This is a genomic window from Plantibacter sp. Leaf1 (assembly GCF_001421315.1).
Lineage (GTDB): Bacteria > Actinomycetota > Actinomycetes > Actinomycetales > Microbacteriaceae > Plantibacter.
Map to the genome: position 1 here is coordinate 117,703 of NZ_LMJX01000003.1, position 25,073 is coordinate 142,775.

Annotated in this window: 28 protein-coding genes; 12 read left to right on the forward strand and 16 right to left on the reverse strand. The window is 70.7% G+C overall.

The window, feature by feature from the left end; genetic code table 11:
* Positions 1-3: 3 nt before the first annotated feature.
* The 5 genes from ASE44_RS14455 to ASE44_RS14475 form a co-directional block, all read right to left on the reverse strand.
* Positions 4-1,044, reverse strand: coding sequence for a LacI family DNA-binding transcriptional regulator (locus ASE44_RS14455; RefSeq protein ID WP_056013119.1), 1,041 nt, complete (start codon positions 1,042-1,044; stop codon positions 4-6).
* On the reverse strand, positions 1,041-1,955 hold the full coding sequence (locus ASE44_RS14460) for a carbohydrate ABC transporter permease (RefSeq protein ID WP_056013116.1): 915 nt from the start codon (positions 1,953-1,955) through the stop codon (positions 1,041-1,043). Before ASE44_RS14460 ends, ASE44_RS14455 begins: the two co-directional genes overlap by 4 nt.
* Complete coding sequence (locus ASE44_RS14465; RefSeq protein WP_056013507.1) at positions 1,952-2,833, reverse strand: carbohydrate ABC transporter permease; 882 nt, start codon at positions 2,831-2,833, stop codon at positions 1,952-1,954. Before ASE44_RS14465 ends, ASE44_RS14460 begins: the two co-directional genes overlap by 4 nt.
* Positions 2,834-2,903: 70 nt before the next feature.
* Positions 2,904-4,265, reverse strand: coding sequence for an ABC transporter substrate-binding protein (locus ASE44_RS14470; protein WP_235522652.1), 1,362 nt, complete (start codon positions 4,263-4,265; stop codon positions 2,904-2,906).
* A 92-nt stretch (positions 4,266-4,357) separates the two neighbouring features.
* Positions 4,358-5,851 carry a glycoside hydrolase family 32 protein gene (locus tag ASE44_RS14475; protein ID WP_056781454.1) on the reverse strand — a complete coding sequence of 498 codons (1,494 nt, stop codon included), beginning with the start codon at positions 5,849-5,851 and terminating at the stop codon, positions 4,358-4,360.
* Between the two features lie 223 nt (positions 5,852-6,074).
* On the opposite strand from ASE44_RS14475, the gene ASE44_RS14480 reads away from it, so the two are divergent.
* The 5 genes from ASE44_RS14480 to ASE44_RS14500 all read left to right on the forward strand — a co-directional run bounded on the left by ASE44_RS14480 (position 6,075) and on the right by ASE44_RS14500 (position 9,251).
* The gene (locus ASE44_RS14480; RefSeq protein WP_056781457.1) at positions 6,075-6,350 is read left to right on the forward strand and encodes a hypothetical protein; all 276 of its coding nucleotides are present in this window, start codon (positions 6,075-6,077) and stop codon (positions 6,348-6,350) included.
* 72 nt (positions 6,351-6,422) lie between these two features.
* Positions 6,423-7,436 carry a hypothetical protein gene (locus ASE44_RS14485; protein ID WP_056781459.1) on the forward strand — a complete coding sequence of 338 codons (1,014 nt, stop codon included), beginning with the start codon at positions 6,423-6,425 and terminating at the stop codon, positions 7,434-7,436.
* A 78-nt stretch (positions 7,437-7,514) separates the two neighbouring features.
* Positions 7,515-8,498: an intradiol ring-cleavage dioxygenase gene (locus ASE44_RS14490; RefSeq protein WP_056781979.1), complete on the forward strand. Its 984-nt coding sequence runs from the start codon at positions 7,515-7,517 to the stop codon at positions 8,496-8,498.
* A 57-nt stretch (positions 8,499-8,555) separates the two neighbouring features.
* Positions 8,556-8,771 carry a twin-arginine translocase TatA/TatE family subunit gene (locus ASE44_RS14495; RefSeq protein WP_369817202.1) on the forward strand — a complete coding sequence of 72 codons (216 nt, stop codon included), beginning with the start codon at positions 8,556-8,558 and terminating at the stop codon, positions 8,769-8,771.
* A 15-nt stretch (positions 8,772-8,786) separates the two neighbouring features.
* On the forward strand, positions 8,787-9,251 hold the full coding sequence (locus ASE44_RS14500) for a hypothetical protein (protein WP_056781463.1): 465 nt from the start codon (positions 8,787-8,789) through the stop codon (positions 9,249-9,251).
* Here ASE44_RS14500 and ASE44_RS14505 read toward each other — a convergent pair.
* Positions 9,232-10,815, reverse strand: a complete 1,584-nt coding sequence (locus ASE44_RS14505) for an MFS transporter (protein ID WP_235522653.1) — start codon at positions 10,813-10,815, stop codon at positions 9,232-9,234. The genes ASE44_RS14500 and ASE44_RS14505 overlap by 20 nt on opposite strands.
* Before the next feature lie 236 nt (positions 10,816-11,051).
* Here ASE44_RS14505 and mmuM point away from each other — a divergent pair, with 236 nt between their 5' ends.
* Positions 11,052-11,972: a homocysteine S-methyltransferase gene (mmuM, locus tag ASE44_RS14515; protein ID WP_235522654.1), complete on the forward strand. Its 921-nt coding sequence runs from the start codon at positions 11,052-11,054 to the stop codon at positions 11,970-11,972.
* Here mmuM and ASE44_RS14520 read toward each other — a convergent pair.
* Entirely contained in the window at positions 11,969-12,793 is an 825-nt protein-coding gene (locus ASE44_RS14520) for an SDR family oxidoreductase (protein WP_082456110.1), read from the reverse strand. The genes mmuM and ASE44_RS14520 overlap by 4 nt on opposite strands.
* 55 nt (positions 12,794-12,848) lie before the next feature.
* The gene (locus ASE44_RS14525) at positions 12,849-13,436 is read right to left on the reverse strand and encodes a TetR/AcrR family transcriptional regulator (protein WP_056781471.1); all 588 of its coding nucleotides are present in this window, start codon (positions 13,434-13,436) and stop codon (positions 12,849-12,851) included.
* A 32-nt stretch (positions 13,437-13,468) separates the two neighbouring features.
* Between ASE44_RS14525 and ASE44_RS14530 the strand changes: the two genes are divergently transcribed.
* On the forward strand, positions 13,469-14,449 hold the full coding sequence (locus ASE44_RS14530) for a DMT family transporter (RefSeq protein ID WP_082498719.1): 981 nt from the start codon (positions 13,469-13,471) through the stop codon (positions 14,447-14,449).
* Here ASE44_RS14530 and ASE44_RS14535 read toward each other — a convergent pair.
* Together ASE44_RS14535 and ASE44_RS14540 are read right to left on the reverse strand one after the other, a co-directional pair.
* Positions 14,367-14,984 carry an FMN-binding negative transcriptional regulator gene (locus ASE44_RS14535; RefSeq protein ID WP_056781473.1) on the reverse strand — a complete coding sequence of 206 codons (618 nt, stop codon included), beginning with the start codon at positions 14,982-14,984 and terminating at the stop codon, positions 14,367-14,369. The two genes, ASE44_RS14530 and ASE44_RS14535, sit on opposite strands and share 83 nt — an antisense overlap.
* Before the next feature lie 7 nt (positions 14,985-14,991).
* Complete coding sequence (locus tag ASE44_RS14540) at positions 14,992-15,906, reverse strand: DMT family transporter (protein ID WP_056781477.1); 915 nt, start codon at positions 15,904-15,906, stop codon at positions 14,992-14,994.
* On the opposite strand from ASE44_RS14540, the gene ASE44_RS14545 reads away from it, so the two are divergent.
* Entirely contained in the window at positions 15,905-17,317 is a 1,413-nt protein-coding gene (locus ASE44_RS14545) for a PLP-dependent aminotransferase family protein (protein WP_056781479.1), read from the forward strand. The genes ASE44_RS14540 and ASE44_RS14545 overlap by 2 nt on opposite strands.
* 12 nt (positions 17,318-17,329) lie before the next feature.
* Here ASE44_RS14545 and ASE44_RS14550 read toward each other — a convergent pair whose 3' ends face one another.
* Positions 17,330-17,815, reverse strand: coding sequence for a pyridoxamine 5'-phosphate oxidase family protein (locus ASE44_RS14550; RefSeq protein WP_056781482.1), 486 nt, complete (start codon positions 17,813-17,815; stop codon positions 17,330-17,332).
* A 245-nt stretch (positions 17,816-18,060) separates the two neighbouring features.
* Between ASE44_RS14550 and ASE44_RS14555 the strand changes: the two genes are divergently transcribed.
* The 4 genes from ASE44_RS14555 to ASE44_RS14570 all read left to right on the forward strand — a co-directional run bounded on the left by ASE44_RS14555 (position 18,061) and on the right by ASE44_RS14570 (position 19,791).
* Positions 18,061-18,366: a hypothetical protein gene (locus ASE44_RS14555; protein WP_056781485.1), complete on the forward strand. Its 306-nt coding sequence runs from the start codon at positions 18,061-18,063 to the stop codon at positions 18,364-18,366.
* 81 nt (positions 18,367-18,447) lie between these two features.
* Positions 18,448-18,783 carry a hypothetical protein gene (locus ASE44_RS14560; protein WP_056781488.1) on the forward strand — a complete coding sequence of 112 codons (336 nt, stop codon included), beginning with the start codon at positions 18,448-18,450 and terminating at the stop codon, positions 18,781-18,783.
* A gap of 118 nt (positions 18,784-18,901) precedes the next feature.
* Positions 18,902-19,552: a DUF2975 domain-containing protein gene (locus ASE44_RS14565; protein WP_157580009.1), complete on the forward strand. Its 651-nt coding sequence runs from the start codon at positions 18,902-18,904 to the stop codon at positions 19,550-19,552.
* Positions 19,552-19,791 carry a helix-turn-helix transcriptional regulator gene (locus ASE44_RS14570; RefSeq protein ID WP_056013071.1) on the forward strand — a complete coding sequence of 80 codons (240 nt, stop codon included), beginning with the start codon at positions 19,552-19,554 and terminating at the stop codon, positions 19,789-19,791. Before ASE44_RS14565 ends, ASE44_RS14570 begins: the two co-directional genes overlap by 1 nt.
* Positions 19,792-19,866: 75 nt before the next feature.
* Here the strand turns inward: ASE44_RS14570 and ASE44_RS14575 are convergent, their stop codons facing one another.
* From ASE44_RS14575 to ASE44_RS14595, 5 genes are read right to left on the reverse strand one after another with little or no spacing between them, the layout of a single operon-like run.
* Entirely contained in the window at positions 19,867-20,895 is a 1,029-nt protein-coding gene (locus tag ASE44_RS14575) for an iron chelate uptake ABC transporter family permease subunit (protein ID WP_056781492.1), read from the reverse strand.
* On the reverse strand, positions 20,892-21,977 hold the full coding sequence (locus ASE44_RS14580; RefSeq protein ID WP_235522655.1) for an iron ABC transporter permease: 1,086 nt from the start codon (positions 21,975-21,977) through the stop codon (positions 20,892-20,894). The genes ASE44_RS14575 and ASE44_RS14580 overlap by 4 nt, the downstream gene beginning before the upstream one ends.
* The gene (locus ASE44_RS14585) at positions 21,974-22,909 is read right to left on the reverse strand and encodes an iron-siderophore ABC transporter substrate-binding protein (protein WP_056781496.1); all 936 of its coding nucleotides are present in this window, start codon (positions 22,907-22,909) and stop codon (positions 21,974-21,976) included. The genes ASE44_RS14580 and ASE44_RS14585 overlap by 4 nt, the downstream gene beginning before the upstream one ends.
* Before the next feature lie 59 nt (positions 22,910-22,968).
* Entirely contained in the window at positions 22,969-23,817 is an 849-nt protein-coding gene (locus ASE44_RS14590; protein ID WP_157580010.1) for a siderophore-interacting protein, read from the reverse strand.
* Between the two features lie 49 nt (positions 23,818-23,866).
* Positions 23,867-25,051: an MFS transporter gene (locus tag ASE44_RS14595; protein ID WP_056781499.1), complete on the reverse strand. Its 1,185-nt coding sequence runs from the start codon at positions 25,049-25,051 to the stop codon at positions 23,867-23,869.
* Positions 25,052-25,073 lie beyond the last annotated feature (22 nt).

A 25,073-nucleotide genomic window follows, 5' to 3' on the forward strand; every position in this document is an offset into this window, starting at 1 on the left:
CCCTCAGACGGAGTGCCGCGGGACGGCCGGGCAGGCGATGAGCTGCGGCCCGGTGGACGGCGTGGCGTCGAGGCCGAGCAGCCGACGGACACCGGCCGCTCCGAGCTCGTAGTGGGGGAGGGCGACCGTCGACAGCGGCGGCCTGAGGTGGGCGGCGATGACGTCCTGGTTGTCGAACCCCATGACCGCCATGTCGTCGGGGATCCGCAGTCCGCGTTCCCGCAGCCCGTCGTAGAGTCCCATGGCCACGCGGTCGTTGTGGCAGAACACCGCGGTGGCGCCTGAGTCGACGACCTCGGCGGTCACCGCGTACCCGCCCTCCTGCTCCGGCGAGGCCGGGAACACGAGGGCGTCGTCCAACGCGACCCCCGCGGCCTGCAGTGCCGAGCGGTACCCGGCGAGCCGTCCGGTCTGTGCCGGTGAAGGGGTCGTGGTGTTGACGAACGCGATCCGTCGGTGGCCGGCCGCGAGCAGCGCCTCGGTCGCGGTCCGTCCGCCCTGCTCCTCGTCGGGGACGACGGCCGGGAGTCCGCTGCCGCCGGCGAAGCAGTCGACGAGCACGGTGTCGGTCTGGTGGAGCGCCTCCGGCACGGTGATCTCGTGGTGGAACCAGGTCGAGTACAGGATCCCGCGGACCTGGTGCTCCAGCATCATCGCGATCGCCTCATCCTCGGCGGCCGTGTTGCCGTCGGTGTTGGCGACGAGCAGGACGTAGCCGTGTCGCCACGCCTCGTCCTGGGCGCCGTGGATGATCTGGCCGGCGAAGGGGGTCGTCGCGATCGCGTCGGCGACGAGGCCGATGAAGCGGGAGTGCCCCTGGGACAGCGTCTTCGCGAGGGCGTTCGGTCGGTAGCCGAGCTCGGCCACCGCCTCGTGCACCCGGCGCTTGGCGTCCTCGCCGATCCGCGAGCCCGGCTTGTCGTTGACGACGTGCGAGACCGTCGCGACGGAGACACCGGCGGCCTTCGCGACGTCGCGCATCGTGATGCCCGAGGTGTTCTTCGGGTGGTCCGCGCCGGGTTTCGGCTGGTCGGTGCTGCTCATCCCTTGGTCGCTCCGCTCTCGAGGCCGCTGATCATCGCTTTGTTCAACACGAGGAACACCAGCAGCAGCGGTGTGACCGTGACGCAGACGGCGGCGAACGTCGCCGTCCAATCAGTGTTCCCCATCGCCCCGATGTAGTTCTGCAGGCCGAGCGGGATGGTCTTCAATCCGTCCGAGAGCACGAAGGTGTTCGCGAAGATGAAGTCGTTCCAGATGAAGATGCTGTTGACGAGCACGACCGTGATGATCGTGTTGACGGAGAGCGGGAAGGTGATCTGGCCGAAGATCCGGTACGGGCCCGCGCCGTCGAGCGACGCGGCCTCGTACATCTCCCTCGGGATGTACTCGTAGAAGGAGGAGAACAGGTAGACCGCCATCGGCAGGGCGAACGCCGCCAGCGGGATGATCATCGACAGGTGGGTGTCGAGCAGACCGACCTGCGAGTAGTCGATGAACAGGGGGACGAGCGCGATCTGCACGGGCACGATGATGCCGAGGAGGAACAGGCCGCGGACGAGCCCGCTGAACCGGAAGCCGAGGACCTGGAGCGCGTAGGCCGCCATCATGCCGGCGATAACGATCAGGGCGCTCGACCCGAGGGTGACGATCAGGCTGTTGACGATGTTCAGCCCGAGGTTGCCGGTGGAGAACGCTCTGGCGTAGTTGTCGAGCGTCCACTCGGACGGCAGCGCGAAGGGGTTGCCGCCGGCGAAGTCCGCCGCTGTCCGGAAGCTCGTGAGCAGCAACCAGACGAGCGGGTAGACCTGAACCAGCACGATCGCGACGACGGTCACGGTGAGGATCGTCCGCTGCACCCGGACGCGCGGGGTGTGGCGGGGCTTCCGCTTCGGTGCCGGCGCAGCCGGGGGCGCGACCTGTTCGGTCGGCCGGGCGGGGAGGGTGGCGGTCATGACTTGTCCTTCCGTCGGAGCAGCAGGAAGATGAGGCCGACGGCGACGAGACACTCGACGACGATGAACATGGAGATCGCGCTGGCGTAGCCGTAGTCCGTGTGGACGAACGCCGTCTTGTACATGTACGTGGTCAGCAGCTCGGACGACTGACCGGGCCCGCCGTTCGTGAGCAGGTACGGGATGTCGAAGCCGCGGAGGGCGAAGGTCGTCGCCATGACCGTCGTCGTGATCCACACCGGCCGGATGTAGGGGAAGCGGATCCGCCAGAAGATCTGCCACCAGGACGCGCCGTCCAGCCGGGCGGCCTCCTCGAGGTCGCGTGGCACGGCCATGAGGGCGGCGTAGATGATGAGCATGTACAGCCCGGTGAACCGCCAGCCCTCCGGGATCGAGACGGCTGCGAGGACGGTCTGCACGTTGGACAGCCAGGCCGTCTGGAGGTCACCGAGACCGACCCAGGCGAGCAGCTGGTTGATGAGTCCGACCGGTTCGAGCGCGTACAGCCGCTGGAACAGGATGGCGATCGCGACCGTCGAGATGACGGCCGGCAGGAGGTAGAGCGTCTTGACGAGCTCACGGGCTCGGGGGAGGGCGGTGAGCAGCCCGGCGACGAGGAGCGCCCCACCGAGCTGGAGCACCAGGCAGATGGCGAGGTAGCCGAGCGCGTTGCCGAACGAGGTCCAGAAGACGTCGTCGCGGGTGAGCATCTTGACGTAGTTGTCGAGTCCGACGAACGCCATGTCGGTGATGCCGTCCCACGAGAAGAGGCTGAGGAACAGCGACTGCACGATCGGCAGGAGCACGGCGACGCCGTAGAGGACGAGCGGCGGCACCAGGAAGACGAGCACCGACAGCGTCGACCGGCGGGGCAGCATCGACGTGGACATCGGCTTCCGCCGCCGCGGTGGGCGGGCCGGTGCCGCGCCCACCGCGGTCTGGGTGAATTCAGTCATCGACGTTCTCCGTGAGGGCGGCGTCCATCGTCGCGATGAACTCGTCCGGCGTGATGTCGCCCTGCACGAGCAGGGTCAGTTCCTGCTGGAGTCGGGTGTTCGTGGCCGGGTCGAGCTGGGTGTCCCAGGGCATCGCGATCGCCGGTCCGACGCCGTCGGCCTGCGCCACGGAGCTCGCGTACAGCTCGGTCGCGTTCGCGGGGACGGTCGTCTGCGCGGAGGTCGTCGGCGACAGCGCGCCGGTCGCCGCGTACAGCTCCGGGTAGCGCTCGAGGGCGAAGGCGAGGAAGTCGCGGACCAGCGGATCGTACGTCTTCGCGTTCACCGCCATGCCGATGCCGGAGGGGGTCACGTACTCGTTGTCGGCGGTGACGGCGCCGTCGATGGTCGGCAGGGTGAAGGTGCCGACCGCGTCACGGACGCCCGGGTCGAGCGCATCCGTCGCGAGGTTCGACAGCTCCCACGTGCCGATGTTGTAGACCGCCGCCTTGCCCGAGGTGAAGAGCGCTTGAGCGTCCGCGTAGCCGGTCGAGGAGAAGCCCTCCTGGAAGCAGCCCGCCTGCCCGAGGTCGTACAGCCACTCGGCTGCGGCCTTCCCGGCCGGGTCGGAGAACGAGGCCTTCCCGGCCTTCAGGTCCTGGATGTACTCGGGACCCGCCATCCGGAACGGGTAGTAGGCCATGTAACGTTCGAGCGGCCACTGGTCCTGCCCGTCGAGCGCGATCGGGGTGACGCCCTTGGCTCGGAGCGCCTTGCACATGGCGGGGAAGTCGTCGAGCGTGGCCGGGACGGTGACACCGGCGTCCGCGAGCAGGGAGCGGTTGTACCAGAAGAACTCCAGCTGGAACTCGAACGGCACCATGTACAGCGAACCGTCGTCGAACCGCTGGTAGTTGAGCGCCGCCTCGCGGTAGGAGTCGGCGAGACCGAGGTCCTCGAGGAGCAGGTCGACGTCGACCATCCGACCCTGCTTCGCGAGCTTCTGGGCGAACGGTGTCGCGTCGGTGTCGAACAGCTCGGGGAGCTTGTTCGCCGCCGCGAGGGTCTCGTACTTCTGGATGTAGGACGGGCGGTCGGGCGTGGTGATGAGGTTGAGCGAGAAGCCGGGGTGGTCCTTCGCATACTCGTCGGCGATCTGCTCCATCGCGGTGATCACGCCGCCGTCGGCCGGGCGGGAGAGCAGCCAGGAGATCTCGCGGGGGACGATGTCGCCCTTCGGGTCGACGTCGGTCGGGTCTGTGGCGCTCGATCCGCCGGCGCAGCCGGAGAGGGCGAGCGCTGACGCCGCGACGAGGGCCACGAAGGCGGTGCTGCGGGTGGGGCGCATGGTGCGTGTGCGTGCGGTGGTTGGCATGGTCGGAATCTCCGTTGATCGATCACAGGTGGGTGCGGGTGTGCGGGGCGGTGCAGGCGGGTGGAGCAGGCGGGCGGCGCGTGGTGTCGGGATCAGGACGTGGTGCTGGCGACGAGTCGGCGCGATGTCGCGTGGTCGTCGTCGGGGTCGGCATCACCACGTTCCAGCAGGGTGCAGTCCTCGACGGTGACGGTCCCTTCGCCGACGAAGACACCGACGCGGCCGGTCGGCCGGTCGTAGAGGCGCGTGCTGAGGACGACCGTGTCGTCGACGGTGGCGACGCAGAGGTCGCCGTCGACGATCACCTCGAGCTCGTGCCGTCCGGGGGCGAGGTGGCAGGGGCGTTCGAGTTCGACGGCGAACGGGACGTCGCCCGAGATCTGCCACTGCTCCGTGCCGGTGGTGGAGCGCGGCCAGCGGTCGAAGACGAGGCGGTCGCGCTTCGGCTCCAGACGGAGGACGTAGCCCTCGTCGCCGTCGGCGCTCGCCCGGAGGAGGACACCGCACTCGGTCGTGCCGGGGGCGATGTCGAACCGGGTGACGAGTCGGAAGGAATCCGGTGCGTCCGCGGAGGAGAGAGCGTCGGCATAGCCGTCAGGAGCGCTGAGCACCGTGCCCGAGGGGACGACGGTGTCGTTCGGCTCCCCGGTGGGTGCGAAGGTGTCACGCAATTCGGCCGGAGGATGGAAGGCGAGGGTGCCGTCGGTACGCTGCTCGGCCTCCAGGACGGACATGGTGCCGGCCCACTGCCACGCGCCCGCGTCCTGGGCTCCGTCGCGGGAGGCGATCCAGCCGAAGAAGAACCGACGTCCGTCGCGGGCGGCGGATTTCGCCGCGTAGTAGGCGCGACCGTCGAGTGTGTCGTGCTCGGGGACGAGCCAGGGGCCGTGCAGCGTGCGGGACATCCGGTACCGCGTCGTGAACGATTCGCTGAACTCGGAGTACACGAGGTACCACCAGTCACCCCACTGGAACACCTCGGGGCACTCGTGGGCGATGTAGCGGCGCGGGTTCCAGAACGGCTCGACGGGTTCCCAGGTGGAGAGGTCGGTGGAGGTGCACTGGGCGATCACGCCTCGGCGGCGCTCGGGTCCGTCGGCGTGGCGGGCGGTGATCAGCATCCGCCAGAGGGCGGCCTCCTCGTCCCAGAAGACGAACGGGTCGCGCCAGTCGGCGGTCTCGTATCCGGCTGTGGCGCCGAAGGTGTCGGCCTCCCTGCGCTCCCAGGTGCTCATGCCGTCGGTGCTGACAGCGTGCATGACCAGTTGCAGCGCCAGGCCGTCGGCACCGCGGTGGTCGGGGTGCTGGCCCGTGTAGAAGACGTGGTGGACGCCGTCGGGGTCCAGGACGACACTGCCCGTGTAGATGTTGAAGTCCGGTGCGGACGGGCCGCCCGACGCCAGCGCCTCGCCGAGGTCGTCGAAGTCGACGAGGTTGCGGGTGGTCACGCGGTGCCACGGCATGCCGATCTTCGGCACGCGACGCGACTCGTGCAGGTAGAGCAGGTGGAAGACACCGTCCTCTTGCCACGGGATGACGTCTCCGACCCATGCGCCGTTCGGCTGGTGGAACCCTCGTTGGTTCATGACGTCCTCTGCATTGAGTGGTTAATCGGTTACGCAGTTACCGTAGCGGGACCTCAAGAGGGTGGTCAAGCGGTTAAGCAAAGTTAAGCAACCGGCCCTCGTTTTGTTGCGATCAGCTCGTCCTTCCAAAGGCGGCGATCGAACGGCGGGGCGACCGTCAGGTGATGGGTGCTGAACTGCATCTCGGCTTGCCTCACCGCAGATTCGAACGTATGTTCGATACATGACCCGCCCCCGTCCGATCCGACTCGACCACAACACGTGGCTCGTCATGCGGAACGACCCGGTCATCCCGAAGGCGGTCATCGAGCGACGGCGCGACCGGTCGGGGTCCGACGCCTACTTCGTGATCGCCTGGGACATCGATCCGACGAAACGCGTGCTCATGAGCGTGCAACCCAGCCTCGAACAAGCCGACGCGCTCGTCCGCTACGACGTCCTCCGCACCTCATCCGATCGCGACGGCCCACCGAACGGCCTCAAAGCCACCCCGCGTTGAAGGTCCGATCCGACACCGGGCGCGGCCGACACCACCCTGTCGGCCGCACCCCGCGAGGAGTAGCGTTCCCGCATGGCGATCGACGCGAAGCTGCTCGACTGGATGCTCGACTCCGACCCGGCCCTCCGCTGGCAGGTCGAACGGGACCTCGCCGGTGCGCCGCCCGAGGTGTGGGAGACGACCCGGGCGAGCATCCCCTCCACCGGGTTCGGCGCGGAACTGCTCGCACATCAGGACCCGGACGGGCAGTGGGCGGGCGGCGCGTTCTTCCCGGCCGGCTTCTTCGACAGCCCCGAGGTCGAACAACCTGGCCAGCCCTGGGTCGCGACCACCTGGGCGCTCAAGGACCTCCGTGAGTGGGGCGTGGATGCCGCCGTCCTGACCGACACCGCCGCGCGCCTGGAGACCAACAGTCGCTGGGACTACGACGACCTGCCCTACTGGAGTGGGGAGGTCGACGTCTGCATCAACGCGTTCACCCTCGCGAGCGGCGCCTGGCTCGGCGTGGACGTGACCCAGCTGGCCGCCTGGTTCACCACACACCGCCTCGCCGACGGCGGCTGGAACTGCGAGGCGGAGGAGGGTGACTCCGTCCGTTCCTCCTTCCACTCCACGCTCAACGCCGTCCGCGGACTCCTCGCCTACGAGACGACCACCGGCGACACGAGCGTCCGCGCGACCCGACACGGCGGCGAGGAGTACCTGCTCTCTCGCCGGCTGCTCAACCGAGCGTCCACCGGCGAGCGGGTCGGTGGCTTCGTCGAGCACTTCGTCTACCCGAACCGCTATCGCTACAGCGCCCTCGTCGCCCTCGACCACTTCCGGGCCGTGTCCATCGCCGAGGGGACCCCGCCGGACGCTCGACTCGCGGACGCCGTCGAACTCGTCCGCCGTGCACGGCAAGCCGACGGCACCTGGCTGCAGGGCGCCCGTCTGCCCGGCCGGGTCTGGTTCGACGTCGAGGCGCCCGAGGGGGAGCCGTCGAAGTGGCTCACGCTCATCGGTTCCCGGGTCCTCAGCTGGTGGGATGAAGCGCGCTCGGCAACCGCCCAGCAGACCCATGGACGAGGGATGGACGGCTCATAGGAAGTCCATAGCCCGCACGCCGAGGCTCGTCCCACGACCGATCGAGACCACCGATCGCAGATGAAGGCGAGGCGCACCATGAGCAGGATCCCAGAACCCGAGACCACCCCGGACGGCCCGGCCTACGAGGGCCGCCTGCTGGACCGGGCCGACGAGGAGGTCGTCGACCAGGGGGTCGCGTTCGACCTCGGAACCCTCGTCAGCCGGCGCACGGTGCTCAGTCTCGTGGGCGCCGGGGTGGGAGCCGTCGCGCTCGCCGCCTGCTCCACCGGGGCGTCCGGCAGCAGCAGTGCGAGCACCGGCGCCGCTGGGTCCGGCACGAGCACCGCGACCGCGACCGGCGACCTCCCGGCCGGCGAGATCCCGGACGATACCGCGGGCCCCTACCCGGGCGACGGCTCGAACGGTGCCGACGTGCTCGAGGAGTCCGGCATCGTGCGCAGCGACATCCGGTCGAGTATCGGGTCCGGCACCACCGCGAGCGGGGTCCCCATGGCCCTCTCGCTCACCATCCTCGACATGGCGAACGGTGACGCCCCGTTCGCCGACGTCGCCGTGTACGTCTGGCACTGCGACGCGTCGGGCGGCTACTCGATGTACTCAGACGGGATCGAGGACGAGACCTACCTCCGCGGCGTCCAGGTCGCCGACAGCTCGGGGACCGTCTCGTACACCTCGATCTTCCCGGCCTGCTATTCGGGACGGTGGCCGCACATCCATTTCGAGGTGTACCCCACGGTGCAGGACATCTCGGACTCCGCGAACGCCATCGCGACCTCCCAGGTCGCCCTCCCACAGGCGGCGTGCGACACCGTCTACGCCTTGTCCGGCTACGAGGGGTCGAGCGCGAACCTCTCGCAGGTGAGCCTCGACGCCGACAACGTCTTCGGCGACGACGGTGGTGCCCTGCAGCTCGCGACGGTGACGGGCGACGCGACCTCCGGGTACCAGGTGGCGCTCACCGTGCGGGTGGACACCACGACGACGCCGACCGCCGGTGCCGCTCCGTCCGGCGGTGGTGGAGCTGGCGGCGGCGGAGGAACGCCGCCGAGCGGGCGCTGACCGCCGACACCTCCACACACTCCCGCCCTCACCCGCATCGACCCGAAAGGACCCGTCATGGGAATCCTCCAGAACCTCACCGGCTGGCACGCCCTCATCGTCCTCGCCGTCATCCTGCTGTTCTTCGGCGCCGCGAAGCTCCCGAGTCTCGCCCGCAGCGTCGGGCAGTCGGCGCGCATCCTGAAGGACGAGGTGTCGGGCGACGTGGACACCGGGGCCGACGCCCGCGCCGATACCCGCGCCGATACCCGCGCCGACACCCCTGCCGCCTGATCGTCGGAGCGCATCGTGTTCGGACTCACCATGGACAAGCTGGTCGTCATCGGCATCCTCGCGGCCGTGCTCATCGGCCCGAAACAGTTACCGGTGTACGCCGAGAAACTCGGGGTGCTCGTCCGCACCGTCCGCGACCTCGTCGCCACGACCAAGGCGCGTGCTGCCGAGGAGCTCGGCCCCGAGTTCGACGCGACCGAGTGGAGGCGCCTCGACCCCCGACAGTTCGATCCCCGTCGGATCATCCAGGAGGCACTCGCCGAGGAGCGTGGGCCGGACGCGCCGCGCGAGTCAGTGGCTGAGGACCAGGACCCGACCGTGCCGCCTGTCACTGCGAAGCCTCTGGCGAGCGGCGGCTGGCAGGCCGCGCTCCTCGAGCGGGTCGGACGCGACGGGGCGGATGCGCATCGCGCACCCGCCCCGATCGTGATCGACGAACGCGTCGTCGTCGGCGAACCCGCTAGCCGGCGGGCGTCGTGACGCGGCCGTCCTGGCCGTCCGCCGCAGGGGACGACCCGGCGGGCGGCAGGATGTCGAGCGGCATCGTGTGGGTGTCGATGAGCGGGTTGTCGTCCTGCCCCTTGACGAGCTCCACCGCCTCGGCCTTCGTCTCGACCGTCGGCACCGAGCCGATGAGCGGACGACGAGCCGTCTCCCGCATGGTGAGCACGCCGACGCCGGCGACCGCCGCGAAGAACATGATGTAGAACGCCGGCATGAACGTGTTGCCCGTCAGCTGGATGAGGAACTCGCTGAACAGCGGCGTCGTGCCACCGAATAGGGAGACCGACAGGTTGTACGCGATCGCCATGGCACCGAAGCGGGACGCCGTCGGGAAGAACGCCGGCAGCGAGGCCGCGGACGGTCCTGCCCACAGTGCGACGGGGGCGGCGACCATGAACAGCGCGATGAAGATCGCCCAGATCTCACCGATCTGCATGACCGCGAACGCCGGCACCATGAGCACGAGGGTCGCGCCGACGGCCATGAGGTACACCGGCTTGCGGCCGATCCTGTCGGACATGCGGCCGACGAGCGGCAGGCAGGCGGACATGATGAGCAGCACCGGGATGGTGGCCACCGCGGCCGTCAGGTTGGAGACGCCGACGTCCTTCTCGAGGTAGGTCGGCATGTAGCTCGTGAGGGCGTACCCGGCGGTGTTCGTCGCGGCGACGATCGCCATCGCGATGAGGATCTGGCGCCAGAAGTGGCGGAAGATCCCGAAGATCCCCTGGCGGGCCATGGGGTCGGCGTGCTCGGACTCGATCCCACCGGCGGTCTCGGCGACCTCGTAGGCCGGGGTCTCGGGGATCTTGAGGCGGAACCACACCGCCACGGCACCGAGCGGCAGGGCGATGAGGAACGGGATGCGCCAACCGAACTCGGTCATCGCGTCCGGCCCGGCGAGGCCCTCCGCGATCAGGGTGGTGAGGGCGACGGTTCCGGCACCGGCCGCGAAGCCGACGTAGGAGCCGACGTCGAGCCAGGACGCCCAGAAGCCACGGCGGCGGTCGGGGGAGAACTCGGCGACGTAGGTGGAGGCGCCGGCGTACTCACCACCGGTTGAGAAGCCCTGGATCATCTTCAGCAGGTAGAGCGGGGCGATGGCCCACAGGCCGATCTGCGCAGCCGTCGGCAGCACACCGATGAGCGCGGTGGCCGCAGCCATCATCGACATCGTGAGGAAGAGGATCTTCTTCCGGCCGATCTTGTCGCCGAGCGGCCCGAGCACCAGGCCGCCGAGCGGACGGACGAGGAACGACACGGCGAAGCCGAACAGGGTGACGAGGATGCCGGCTTCAGGCGGCAGGCCCTCGGTGAAGACGACGGTCATGGTGACGGCGAGGTAGCCGTAGATGCCGAAGTCGAACCATTCCATGAAGTTGCCGACGACGGTGCCCGAGATGGCGGTGCGGATGCGCGAGCGCTTCACGACGAGGACGTCGTCGACGCGGAGGCGCCTGGTCTTGCGGGCCGGCTTCCGGCCGGTTTTGGGGGAGGGGGATGCGGGGGACGATGATGCCGCGTTGTCGCTGGAGTTCACAAGCAGTACTCGTTTCCTGACAGTCGTGTTGAATCATTCGGCACTCGCGTAATCGCTCAGTGCCCGAGAAATGCCGGAGGATCGCCATGCTGCACTGGCACGGAGCTCGGGGGAGCTACACGTCGGGTGGCGGTTCGTTCGGGTGCGAACGCGTCCTCTCGGCTCTGGACGGGTATAGACAATACCAGGTGTTCAGTGCCGCCCCTCCCCGCGGTGGTGGGGGCACAATGGGCTGCATGGACCTGAGGCATCGCTCGTGGACGCTCGACGGCGGTCTCGGGACCCTCCTCGAGGCGCGCGGTCACGACCTCTCCGACGCGCTCTGGAGCGCCCGGTTGCTCGTCGATCAGCCAGCGGCCGTTCAGGCGGCTCATCAGGAGTTCTTCGATGCCGGCGCGCAGATCGCGATCACCGCCTCCTACCAGGTCGGTTTCGAGGCGTTCGAGCGCATCGGCTTCACCGCCTCGGACACGGAACGGCTCCTGCGGTCGAGCGTGGACCTCGCCCGTCGGGCCCGCGACACGCGAACGGATCCGGACGACGAGGGTCGCCTCCTCGTCGCGGCCTCCGTCGGACCGTACGGTGCGACCCTCGGCGACGGCTCCGAATACCGGGGCGACTCCGGCCTCACGCGAGCGGAACTGCGTCGGTGGCATGAACGGCGATTGACGGTCCTCGCCGACGCCGGTCCGGACCTCCTCGCCCTCGAGACCATCCCCTCCCTCGACGAGGCGACGGCGCTCGCCGAGCTGGTGCGCGGCTCCGGGGTGCCGGCCTGGTTGTCCTTCACGGTCGCGGGTGGTCGCCTGCGGTCCGGTGAACCGATGGAGGAGGGCTTCCGGCTGGTCGAGGGTGTCGACGAGTTCCAGGCAGTGGGGGTGAACTGCTCCCACCCGGACGAGGTGCTGCCGGCCATCCGAACCGCTCGCTCCGTGACGGACCGCGCGATCGTCGTCTATCCGAACTCAGGCGAGCGGTGGGATGCCGAAACACGGGTCTGGCGCGGGCGCGCCGGTGTCGGCGACGTCGACGCCTGGCTGGAGGCTGGTGCGAACGTCGTCGGTGGCTGTTGCCGGATCCTGCCCGACGACATCGCCGTCATCCGGGGCAGGGTCGACGCGTTCGAGCCCGGTGTCGACGCGGCAGGGCCCGGCTAGCCGACGTTGAACCCGCCGTTGCTCGAGAGCAGCTGGCCGTTGATCCAGGAACCGGCGGGGGAGAACAGGAACCGGACGAGGTCCGCGGTGTCGGACGGCGTGCCGAGCCGGCCCGCCGGGGTCGCCTCGGCCCCCGCGCGACGGATGTCCTCGGTCATCCAGCCCGTGTCGATCGGCCCCGGATTGATGACGTTCGACCGCACCCCGCGGTCGGCGAGCTCCACCGCGGCCGCCGTGACGATGCGGTCGAGCGCGCCCTTGCTGGCGCCGTAGGGGAGGTTGTGCACCGAGTGGTCGCTCGTCAGCGCGACGATCCGGCCGGCCACCTCCGGCGTCCCTTCCTGCACCGGGAGCTGTTCGGCGAACGCTTTGATGAGCAGCCAGGTGGCCCTGGCGTTCACGGCGAAGTGGCGGTCCCAGCTGTCGACGTCCGTGGTGAGGATCGAGCTGTCGACCGACTCGCAGTGCGACATCACGAGTCCGGACACGCGACCGGAGCGCGCCGCCCGCTCGACGAGTTCTGCGGGGAAGGCCGGGTCGGCGAGGTCGCCGAACACGACGTCGACCGTGACCCCGAGCGCACGGCACTCCTCAGCGATGGATTCCGGGTCGTCGGGGGTCCGCTCGTAGCCGAGGCGCTCGTCGTAGGGGCGCCACGCGTTGAGGACCAGGTTCCAATCGTCGGCGGCGAGGCCGACGGCGAGACCGGCCCCGATCGACCGTCGGCGCCCCACGCCGGTCACGATGGCGAGGCGATCGGTGGCGAGGCGATCGGTGCCCGGGTCGGTGGTGGTCTCGATGGCGTCGTCGGTGAAGTCCATCCGCCGACCCTACGCGATGTCGCGTGGACGCCGACAGGTCACCCGGCGGGCCTGGTCAGGCCGACAGGAGGCGACCGGCGATCGAACGGGCGGTCTCGAACGGCTCCCGGAAGGTGCGCATCCCGACCGTCACGATGGCGCCCTCGTAGAGCAGCATGAGTTCGCGGGCGCGTGCCCCGGGGTCCGGCAGGCCTGCTTCGGTGATGAGCTCGGCGAAGCGGTCGAGCAGCCACTGCTTCTGCCGGGTGACCTCGGGGAGGACCAGGCCGCTCGTCGCGTGATCGGGGATCTCAGCGCGGGCGTTCACGGCGCTGCAGCCCTTCGGGCTGTTGTCGTCGGACCAGCCGATCGCCGCATCGAAGATCGCGAGCACCCGGTCGATCCCGGGTTCCGGGTGCCGGGCGAGGACCTCGTCGAGCCAGGCCCGCCACCGTGCATCGCGGTGCTGCAGATAGGAGAGCACAAGGGCCTCCTTGCTGCCGAAGCGGTCGTAGAGGGTCTTCTTCGTGACCCCGGCGGCCTCGGCGATGGTGTCGACGCCGACCGCGTGGATGCCGTTCTCGTAGAAGAGGACGGACGCGGCGTCGAGCACCCGTCGGGCGCCCGGCGTGAGGGGTGCGAGCTCTGGCGTGTCGACCGTCATGCAAAAACTATACCAGTCTGTATACTGCGGGGTTGAGTAAACAGATCGGTATAGTTTTCGCGGCCGCAGCCTTCGTCCTCGCTTGGAGCTCAGGCTTCATCGTCGCGAAGATCGGCACCGAGGACGTGCCCGTGCTCACCGTCCTGCTCTGGCGGTTCGTCCCGCTCGCCGTCGGGCTCGCGATCGTGCTGCTGGTCAGCGGGCAGTGGAGGAACGCCAGCCAGGCCCAACTGCGCTCACAACTCGTCATCGGCCTGTTCGCGCAGTTCGGCTACGTCGTGTTCGTCTACGCCTCGGTCGCCGTGGGCATCTCGACCGGGACGACCGCGCTCATCGACGCCGTCCAGCCGCTCGTCATCGCCGCACTCGCCGGCCCGCTGCTGCACGTGCGCGTCCCCGGCGCGCAATGGCTGGGACTCGGGATCGGTGCGGTCGGGGTGTTCCTCATCGTGCAGTCCCAGTTCGGCGCCTCGGATGCGCCGCCGATCGCCTACGCCCTCCCTGCGCTGGCCATGGCCAGCCTCATCACCGCGACGATCCTGGAACGGCGCTCGCCGCACCGATCCCCGGTCCTCCTCACGCTGACCGTCCACGCGACGGCGACCACGGTGCTCCTCGCCGTCCTCGCCCTCGCGACCGGTGCGGCCGTGCCGCCGGGCGACGCGACCTTCTGGCTCACGACGCTCTTCCTCGCGCTCGTGCCGACGCTCTCCGCTTACGGTCTCTACTGGTGGTTGCTGCGTCGGATCGGCGTGACGGTCCTGAACGCCCTCCTGTTCCTCGTCGCCCCGACGACCGCCGTCGCCGGGGCGCTCCTCTTCCGCGAGCCGTTCACCCTCCTGACGGCCGGCGGGTTCCTCCTGAGTGCGGCGGGCGTCGCCCTCGTGCTCGTCAGCGACGCCCGCGGTCGGGTCGGTGCCCGGAGTCGGGTCAGTGACCCGGCGTCCGGAGCTCCCGCTGGCGACGCATCTCCTCGGCGAGCTCCGGATTCCGCTCCGCAAGGTGCTCGGTGATGTCGTCGACCACCTCGAGCGCCTTGTTCTGACTGAGCTTCGCGCGGGCGTCGAAGCGCGTCACCCGCATGCGCAGGCCGACCGTGCCCTTCGCGGCGCGCCGGGTGCCGGCCTCGTCCTCGGACAGGTGGCGGCCGTCTGGCCGGGAGTCCTCGAAGTGGTCCGTCAGCTTGCTCAACATCTCGTAGTTCTCGTCCTCGCTGAGGACCTCAGGTGTCCCGTACAGGTGGGCGGTGACGTGGTTCCACGTGGGGATGAGCTGGCCCTCCGGGTACCAACTCGGCGACACGTAGTCGTGCGGCCCCTGGATGATGACGAGGATCTCGTGCGCGCCGAGCTCGTGCGACGCCTCGTCCGGTCGGCCGAAGTGGCTGACGATGGACAGGTCGTCGACGTCCTCCTCGAGGATCGCGGGGTAGTGGGAGGCGACCAGGCCGGTGCTCGCGGGCGAGACGAACGTCGCCCACGGGTGGTTGCGGATGAGGCGCTTGACCTCGTCGACGTCGGTCATGAGGTACGTGGGGGTGTGGCGCATGGTGGGGTCACTTCCGGTCGAGGCGGGTGCGGACGGCGAGGCCGGCGCACAGGATGACCGCGAGGCCGCCGAGCACGGTGGCCCGGTCGAGGTCCTCGCGGAGGATGAGGGTCGCCCACCCGATGCTCAGCACCGGTTGGACGAGTTGGATCTGGCTCACGCGCGACAGGGGGCCGATCGCGAGCCCGCGGTACCAGGCGAAGAAGCCGAGGAACATGCTGACCACGCCGAGGTACCCGAAGGCGAGCCAGGCCACCGGCGTCGCCGTCGGCGGTTCCGCGGCCCACGCGATCGCGGTGAGCGTCACCATGAGCGGCGAGGCCAGGACGAGTGCCCAGCAGATGGTCTGCCAGGAGCCGAGCTCGCGGGCGAGCAAGCCGCCCTCGGCGTATCCGATCGCGGCGGCGACGACGGCGCCCAGGAGGAGGAGGTCGGACCAGTCCAGCGGAGCGAGTCCGTCGGTCCGCAGGGCGGCGAACCCCACGGCGGCGACCGCACCCAGGCCGGCGAAGATCCAGAACGAGCGGGACGGGCGCTCGCCGCCGCGGACGACCCCGGCGACCGCGGTGGCGGCGGGGAGCAGCCCGATCACGACGGCGCTGTGGCCGGCGGGTGCCGTGGTGAGTGCGAAGGAGGTCAGGAGCGGGAACCCGACGACGACCCCGCCGCCGACGACCGCGAGGCGGGCCCACTGCGCGCCGACGGGACGCCGTGGACGGGTGATCGACAGGACGAGGAGGGCGAGGAGGGCCGCGACGACGGCGCGAGCCGAGCCGATGAACAGCGCGGACATCCCGGTCAGTGCGACCTTGGTGAGTGGGACGGTGAGCGAGAACGCCAGGACGCCGAGCAGCCCCCAGCCGAGACCGGCACGGGATAACGCCACCGGTGCCCGAGCGATAACGCTACTCTGTTGACTCATGAACAACGATAGCACCGAGCGGATCGTCGTGGCCATGACCGCCTGGATCACCGCCGCCCCGCCAGGCGCTCGGGTGCCGTCGAACCGGGCGCTCACCGCGGAGTTCGGCGCGAGTCCGGTCACCGTGCAGAACGCGATGCGGCAACTCGCCGGGCGAGGGCTCGTCGAGAGCCGGCCGGGGGTCGGCACCTTCGTCCGGGCGGCGCGGACCAACCGAGCCGTCGACTACGGCTGGCAGACGGCCGCGCTCGGTGCGCTGCCCTGGCGGCCCGGTGCGCTGTCCGCGGCTCAGCGGTCGGTCGCGCCCGACACGATCGCGCTGCACTCGGGCTATCCGGCCCGTGAACTCCTCCCGGAACGCCTCGTCCGCGCGGCGCTGGCCCGCGCAGCCCGCACCGACGTCGCCATGACCCGCTCGCCGGCGGCCGGAGCGCCCGGACTCCAGGCCTGGTTCGCCGCCGAACTCGCAGCCGTCACGCCGCCCGGGGTCACCCCGGCGACGGCTCGAGACGTCATCGTGATCGCCGGTAGTCAGAGCGGCCTCAGCTCGATCTTCCGGGCGCTCGTCGGGCCAGGGCAGCCGATGCTCATCGAGTCGCCGAGCTACTGGGGTGCGATCCTCGCGGCCGAGCAGGCCGGCGTCACGCTCGTGCCCGTGCCGACCGGACCGACCGGGCCGGATCCGGACGCCGTGGAGCGCGCCTTCCAGGACACGGGAGCCCGCGCCTTCTATGCGCAGCCGACCTTCGCCAACCCGAGCGGCGGGCAGTGGCCGGAGGAGACCGGACTCGCGGTCCTCGAGTCCGTGCGGCGCCACGGGGCGTTCCTCATCGAGGACGACTGGGCGCACGACCTCGCCATCGACACCGAGCCACGCCCCCTCGCCGCGCTCGACGGCGACGGACACGTGATCTACCTGCGGTCGTTGACGAAGAGCGTGTCTCCGTCGCTGCGGGTCGCCGCCGTCATCGCGAGGGGGCCGGCTCGCGATCGGATCCTGGCGGACCGGTCCGCCGAGTCCATGTACATCAGTGGCCTGCTCCAGGCGGCGACGCTCGACGTCGTGACCCAACCCGGTTGGCGGACGCATCTCCGTGGCCTGCGTCCCCGCCTGCGTGCCCGACGCGACCGACTCGTCGCGAGCCTCGCCGAACATGCGCCAACGGTCCACCTCGGGCTGGTCCCCGCCGGCGGCCTGAACCTGTGGGGGCGACTGCCGGACGGCACGGATGCGGCGCAGGTGGTGCGCTCCTGCGAGAGCCGCGGGCTCATCATCGCCGACGGCGCCGAGTGGTTCCCCGCTGAACCCGCCGGGTCCTTCATCCGGTTGAACTACTCCGGCGAGGACGCGGACCGCTTCGAGGAAGCGGCCCGCATCCTGGGCGAGGTGCTGGCGGACGAGCGCGCCTGAGGTGCTGGTTGCTTACAGCTCGATCTTCGCGTTGTCGCCGCCGTCGTAGGTCTCGCCGGTGACCTTCGACTTCACGAACGCGACGGCGGTCGCGATCTTGCCGCCGGGGCTGTCCCAGTACTCGGCGCTGTCGGCCGAGAACTTCAGCAGACCGACGCGCGGGTCGGAGGGGCCGTCCGGGAACCAGGCCTCGACGACGCTGTTCCACAGTTCCTCGAGCTTCGCCTGGTCCTCGACGAGTGCCGCGGTCCCGGCGAGCGACACCCACGAGCTGTCCGAGCTCAGCGTGACGCCGGCGTTCGGGTTGACGTCGAGCTGCTGCACGGCGGAGGCGTCCTTGCCGATGATGAACCACAGGTCGCCGTCGAACTCGCGCTCCTGCACGGTGAGCGGGTGGGCGACGAGCTTGCCGTCGAGGTCCACGGTCGTCAGCATCGCGAAACGGAAGTCCGCGAGGAGGCCGTTGAGGGTCGTGTAGGGGTCGGTGTCTCCGGACATGGCTGTCTCCTTCGTCTCGTCGACCGGTCCGTCGGTGTCGGGGTGCCGGTCTGCGTGGCTCGCAGCCTACGACCCGGTACCGCGAGCCCGCCTGGATGCGCGGGACCGTTGACGGGAGCGGCTTCTTCTGCTCTGCGCGCAGGCCAGGTGGGTCCTATCGCACATCTCGTGCGCGAGCGCCATGCTCCTGCCGTTCTCGGGTCCGCTCACTACCCTGGAGGCTTCACGACCGCAGGGAGAGACACATGAACACCTCATCGCTCATCAACCAGATCAACGAGGCGCTCGCGGCACTCGGCGGCGGCCCGTTCCTCACGACGAAGACCACCGAGCAGGACGCGACGACCACGGTCACCGGCACCCTCGGCGACACCGAGATCCACATCGACTTCGTCGAAGAGGGCAACGGCACCGAGGCCGAGAAGGACCACACGGTCGTCGTCCGCGACGCTTCGGGCAAGCAGCTCGGCGAGGGACGCGGCGACTCCACGTTCGCCGACGCGATCTCCTCGTTCGGCTGGGCCGGCGTGCTCGACGCCGTCAAGGGCTGATCGACCGATCATGACCACCAGGGTCCGGTCCCGTCCGCGTCTGCGGGGGACCGGGCCCTGCGTCGTCTCCGGGAGGCGTCCGTGACGCCGCGTTCGGATGGCGGACCGGAGGAGGGCAGACCGGCGGAGGACGAGCACTGGTTCGTCGTGAAGGGTCGACGCTGGCGTCGCACCGACCCGAGCCTGCCGAAGGACCTCGTCGCCGCGCTGCAGTCGCACCTCGGCCGTGGCCGCTCCGGCGTCGGGGTCGCGAAGCGCGCGGGCGACGAGGAGGCTGTGGCTGCCGCACGCCGACGGGTCGGCCTCGCGAAACACGGGCTCGGTGAACGTGGTCCGACCTGGTGGGAGGAGCCCGAGGCGGCACGGTTCGAACGCGCTGAGGCGGCGCTCGAGGAGCTCGACGCGCTCGACGAGTGACCGCAGGGGCGATCCTGGGGGTGATCCAGGGGTGATCCAGGGGGCCGGTCTTGCGCTCCGGACGATCTCGACATATCGTTTATCGATACCAACGACAATCGATATGGATGTGATGACCATGACCGACTCCACCGATCGCCCGACGCCGTCCGGCTTCGACCACGCCGCCTGGCAGGCGGCGAAGACCCAGCGCTCCAACCGCAACGACCTCGTGTCCGTGCTCGGTGCCGCCGTCGCCGCCGCAGGAGCCGTCGTCGTCATCCTCGTCCTCCGGCTGCTCGACGTCTTCGGCACCGACGGGACCCGGGTCCCCGTGTTCTTCGACGCCGTCGACGTGGCCCTGCCGGGCGCAGCGGGAGCCGGCTCCGTCACGGTCGACCAGGGTTCGATCGTCGTGGTCGACCTCCCGGTCGTGACCTTCGTGTGTGTCCTGCTCGCCGCGATCCTGCCGGCGATCGCGAACCTCGTCGTCATCGTCTGCGGGTTCAGGTTCTTCCGCCGCCTGCTGCGCGGCGACGCCTTCGCGCCCGGCAACGCACGCCTGCTCTCGATCGCCTCCATCGCCATCCTCTGCGGGTGGATCGCGGACACCTGGTTCGGCACGATGGCGTCGAACGGCGCGCTCGCGGTCGCGACCGACGGTGCGGTGGAGGGAACCCCGTACCCACTCACCTGGGTCCCCGTGCTCGTCGCCATGGCGGTCGGCGGCCTCGCGATCGCGTTCCGTGCCGGCGAGCGACTGCGCGCCGACACCGAGGGGCTCGTCTGATGGTCCCGGCCATCGACGACGACGCGGCGACCGGAGTGCACTGCACCCTCGACCGGTTGCTCGCCGACCGCGGCCTCACGCTCGCCCGCCTGAGCGAGCTCGTCGGGGTGAGCGTGGTGAACCTGTCGGTGCTCAAGAACGACCGCGCGAAGGCGATCCGGTTCTCGACGCTCACCGCCATCTGCCGCGCGCTCGACTGCGAGATCGGCGAGCTGCTGGAGCTCGACGCCGCACCCTGAGCCGTCCGGTGCCGGCCCGTCGGCACCGACCGCTCAGCGCCGACCGCTCAGCGCCGACCGCTCCGCGCCGATCCCTCAGCGCCGGCGCTCGCGGAGGAGCAGCTGTGTGAGGTAGAGCCCGCCGATCACCACCGTGACGACGCCCACCGGAACCGTCAGCGGGATCAGATGCTGGGCGACGAGGTCGGACCCGAGCAGCAGTACCCCACCGACGAGCGCCGTCGCGACGAGCGGGATGCCCGGTGACCGGGTCAGGCGGCGGGCGATCTGCGGGGCAGCCAGGGCGATGAACGCGATCGGCCCGGCCACGGCGGTCACCGCGCTCACGAGGGCGATGGCCATCCCGATGAGGATCGCGCGTTCGCGGGTGAGGCGCACCCCGGTCGCGGCGGCCACGTCGTCACCGAGCTCGAGCTGGCGGAGCGGGCGGGCGACGAGCGGGAGCAGCGCGAACAACACCAGCAGGCAGCCGAGGGCCGGCCAGACCACCGTCGCGGTCGCGGTGTTCAGGGTGCCGGCGCCCCACGCCGCCGCGAACAGGGCGACGTCGAGGTCGGCTCGCAGCAGGAGCCAGCTGTTGAACGCGGCGAGCATGGCCGAGACGCCGATCCCGACGACGATGAAGCGGAAGCCCGACAAGCCCTGTCGCAGGGCGAGGAGGAAGATCGCGACCGCCGCGGCCAGGCCGCCGATCAGGGAACCGGCCATGAGGGCCGGCCACCCGCCGCCGAGCAGGAGGAGCGCTACGAGCATCCCGGTGAAGGAGCCGTTGGCGAGACCGATGATGTCGGGGCTCGCGAGCGGGTTCCGCGTGAGCGTCTGGAAGATCGCACCGGACAGGGCGAGCGCCGCGCCGAAGCCGATCGCGGCGAGGACCCGCGGCAGTCGCCACTCGAGCACCACGGTGCGGGCGAGGCCGTCGACCCGGCCGGAGAGGACACCGAGCACCTCGTCGGCGCTCAGCGGGTAGTCGCCGAGGGCGAGACCGGCGATGGCCGCGACGATGATCAGCAACAGGGCCGCGCCGCAGACGATGAGCAGGCGCGGTGCCGGCCGATTCCTGGTGCGCAGCACGTCCGCCGCCCGTTCACGCGTCGTGGTCACAGTCCGGACGCCGTCCTGCGCCGGGCGAGCGCGATGAGGACGGGGGCGCCCACGAAGGCGGTCACGAGTCCGACGGGCATCTCGCCGGGGAGCACCGCGATCCGCCCGACCACGTCGGAGCAGAGCACGAGGACGCAGCCGACGACGACCGAGCCGGCGAGGATGCGGCGCTGATCGCTCCCGACCGTCCACCGCACGAGGTGGGGGACGACGAGGCCGACGAACGCGATCGGCCCGGCGATGGCGGTCGCCCCGCCGGCGAGCAGGGTGACGGCCGCGAGCACCAGGACGCGACTCCGTCCGACGCTGACCCCCTGCGCGCGAGCCACGTCGGGACCGAGGGCGATCGCGTTGAGACTGCGGGCGCTCGCCGCCGCCAGGACGAGCCCCGCCGCGAGGAACGGGAGCACGGGCACGACGACGCCGAGGTCGCGTTCGAGGAGGCTCCCCGCGTTCCAGCCGCGCATGCGGTCGAACGCGTCGGGGTGGGTGATGGCGATCCCCGTCGTCATGCCGGCGAGCACGGCGCCGAACGCCACACCCGTCACGGTCAGGCGGGCGGCGGACGACCGCTCGCGTCCGCCTGAGCCGATCGTGTAGACGACGAGGGTGACCACGAGCGCGCCACCGCAGGCGAGCCAGGCGATCTCGCTCGGTGCCGTGACGCCGAGGAACGCCAGGCCGGCGGCGACGGCGAACCCGGCCCCGGCGTTGACCCCGAGGATGCCGGGGTCGGCGAGGGGGTTGCGGGTGAACGCCTGCATGAGTGCCCCCGCGACACCCAGGGACGCACCGACGGCGAGCGCCGCGATGGTCCGCGGCACCCGCTGGTCCCAGACGACGAACCGCGCCTCGCCGGAACCTGCGCCGGTGAGCGCCGACCAGACCGCGTCGGGGCTGATCGGGTTCGCGCCGACGAGGAGCGACAGGACGACGGCCAGCGCGAGCGCTCCGAGCCCGGCGAGCAGCGGGATGAACCGATGCCGTCGGTGAGGCGTCCGCAAGCCGGGCCGGGCGTCCGTCGTGGCCCGTCCGGCAGGATCGGTCGTCGCGATGGCGCCGGTCGTGACGCTGTCCGTCACGACTCCGCGGAGAGCAGCCGGTCGAGGTCGTCGAGCACGGCCATGCCGCCCAGCGGACCGACACCGGTGATCCAGAACGACTGGTCGACGAGGTGCAGCTCCGGGAACGCGTCCGTGTTCGCGGTGAGGGAGGCCGGCATGGTCGAGGCGTCGTCGGGGTCGACACTCGTGACGAACACCTGGTCGGCGGTCGCTTCGAGGACCCGCTCGGGCGAGAGGTCGAGGGAGATGTCCTCCCACGCGTGCTCGGGCGTGGTGAACCCGGCGCATTCGAGCGTGCTGCCGGCGAAGGAGGTGGGGCCGTAGAGCGTCAGGACGCCGTCGCGCGGCCGGATGAGCTGCGCGGTCTTGCCGGCGGTGTCGTGCTTCGTCGCGATCTCGGCGCAGCGCGCGTCGTAGGCGTCGAGGAGTTCGTCGGCGCCGTCCGGCTTGCCGAGCGCCTCTGCCACGAAGCGGACGTTGTCCCGCCACGGGTCGGTCTGCGTCGCCATGAACACCGTCGGGGCGATCTCGGACAGCTGGTCGTACAGGGCCGAGTGGCGCGACTCGGTGCCGATGATGAGGTCGGGCTTCGCCGCGGCGATCAGCTGCACGTTCGGCTCGGCCACGGTCCCGACGGTCGGGATGTCGGCGGCCTGCTTCCCCAGGTACGCGGGCACGCCGGCCGTCTCGTTCAGCACGGCCGCGCCCACCGGGGTGATGCCGAGGGCGACCGTCGTGTCGAGCTGGACCGGCTCGAGGACGACGACCCGCTTCGGGCTGTCCGGGATGGTGCTCTCGCCGTGGGCGTGCTTCATCACGTGGGTGGCGCTCGTGGCGGCGTCCGAGGGTGTGGCGGCGCTCGAGCTGCTGCAGGCGGCCAGGCTCAGGGCGGCGACGGCGAGGGCGGCGACGGCGGCGAGCCGTCGGCGGCGGACGAGGGGGAGGGGCACTGGTCACCTTTCGAACGGGTCGCGATCGACGCGACCGGGTAAGGCAAGCATAACCTTTGTCAGTAGGTGGTCCTGGGCCGGGCGTTCCAGTAGCCCTGGGTGTGGACCCGTTCAGGGTCGATGCCGTGGGCGGTCGTCGCGGCTCGCAGGAGTGGGACCCTGGTGCTCTCCGTCACCAACCAGGCGGCGAAGTCGTGGCCGAGCGCCGCGACGTGCGCACCGTGTGCGCGGAGCCACCGCTCGACCGCGTCGACGAGGGCGTCGCCGCCCGCCCGGCCTCCACGCTCGTGGATCTCGACCCGGTGCCGCTCGGGCAGCGGCTGCAGGAGGGCCAGGTCGGCCGGGTCTCCGGCCTCGAGGATGAGGTGTGCGTGCACGTCCTCGCCGAGGGAGCGCAGGATGCCGTCGACGGCGGGGAAGGCCGTCTCGTCTGCCGCGAGGAGGACGGTCGTCGCGGTCCCCGGCGCCCACTGGACGCCGTGCGTCGGGTCGCCGCGGCGGAGGTCGGGCCCGGAGACGAGCAGGTGGTCCCCGGTGCTCGCGCCGAGCGCCCAGCGGCTGGCCGGGCCCGCCGGGTCGTGGATGAAGACGTCGAGGTCGAGTTCGTGCCGGCCGGGCCGGACCCGGTGCGCGGTGTAACTCCGCATGACCGGGCGTTCCGCCGCTGGCAGGGCACGCCAGGCCCGTCGCCACTCGTGCTCGGGTTGGCCGCCGCGGAGTCCGTCCGGGTAGGCGCCGTCGCTGTCCGGGAGGAGGATCTTGATGCGCTGATCCTGCTCGTACGGTGCGAAGTCCGCCAGCGACGGGTCACCAAGGGTCACCCGCACGAAGCCGGGGGACAGACGCCGGGTGCCCTGTACGACGGTGTCGAAGAGGACGTTGGGCGAGTGCAGGAACGGGACGGGCATCCCATCGAGTGTAGGAGGATCCGAAGCCGGTCCCGTGGCGTCCGGCGGCTCACCGAGGACGGACGGATCGCGCGATCGCGACGCACAGTGGGACGGCGACGACGGTCAGCGCCGCGGCGGCCGGGAGGAGGAGCGCGGCGCCCCAGGTGCCGAGGATGATCCCGCCGACCGCGATCGAGACGTTCCACATCGTGACGAGCGCCGACTGGGCCGCGTCCGCCGCATCGCCGGCGACGCGGGCGATCGCGACCTGGAAGAGCACGGAGTACGCGCCGAAGGCGAGCCCCCAGCCCCCGGCCGCGACGAGGAGGAGCGCGACCGGTGGATCCGCTGCGACGACGCCGAGCCCGACGGTCCCGAGGACGGCCGCGCCGAGGATGGTGATCCCGAGACGCACGTTCGCGAGCCGTCCGGCCCCGAGGGTGCCGAGGACGGACGCCACCCCGAACACCGCGAGGAGCAGGCCGAGCGGCACGGGCGTCCCGCGGTCGGCGAGGACCGGCGCGAGGTAGGTGTACGCGATGTTCTGACAGATGATGCAGACCGTCAGGGCCACGAGGATCGTGACGACCGCGGGGAGGCGGAGCGCAGCGCCCATGCGAGTCGAGCGACCGGAGACCGTTCCGGCCACTCGTGGCGCGAGGACGACGGCGACGACGCCGAGGAGCGCTGTCGTGGCGGCGACGATGCCGAACACGGCCCGCCACCCGAGCTCCGCGCTGAGGACGGCACCCGCCGGGACGCCGAGGGCGAAGCCGAGCGTCGCACCTGAGAGCACGATCCCGAGGGTCGATCCGAACCGCTCCTGGCTCGTGAACCCGCGGGTGTACCCGGGGAGCATCGCCCAGACGACGCCGGCCACGAGACCCGCGGCGAAGCGCGTCGCGAGGTGCGTGAGGAGGTCGGGCGCTGCGGCGGTCCCGGCGTTCGCGAGGGCCGACACCGCGATGGCGAGCTGCACGACCGTGCGGCGGTCGAGTCGTGCGAGCAGGCGGCTGATCGGGATCGCGGCGACGATGCACCCGAGGGCGAAGACCGCGACGCTCTGGCCGGCGATCGCCTCCGTGGTGCCGAGGTCGGCGGCCATCGCGGGCAGGACGCCTGCTGGGAGGACCTCGGTGAGCAGGGTCACGAATCCGACGGCGGCGAGGAGGAACGCGGTCGGGAGGGGCGAACGGCCTCGGGCCGGGGAGAGGGTCGTCGGTGGTGCGGTGCGCACGGCGTCGGTGGTCATGTCGGGAAGTCTCGCGGCCTGC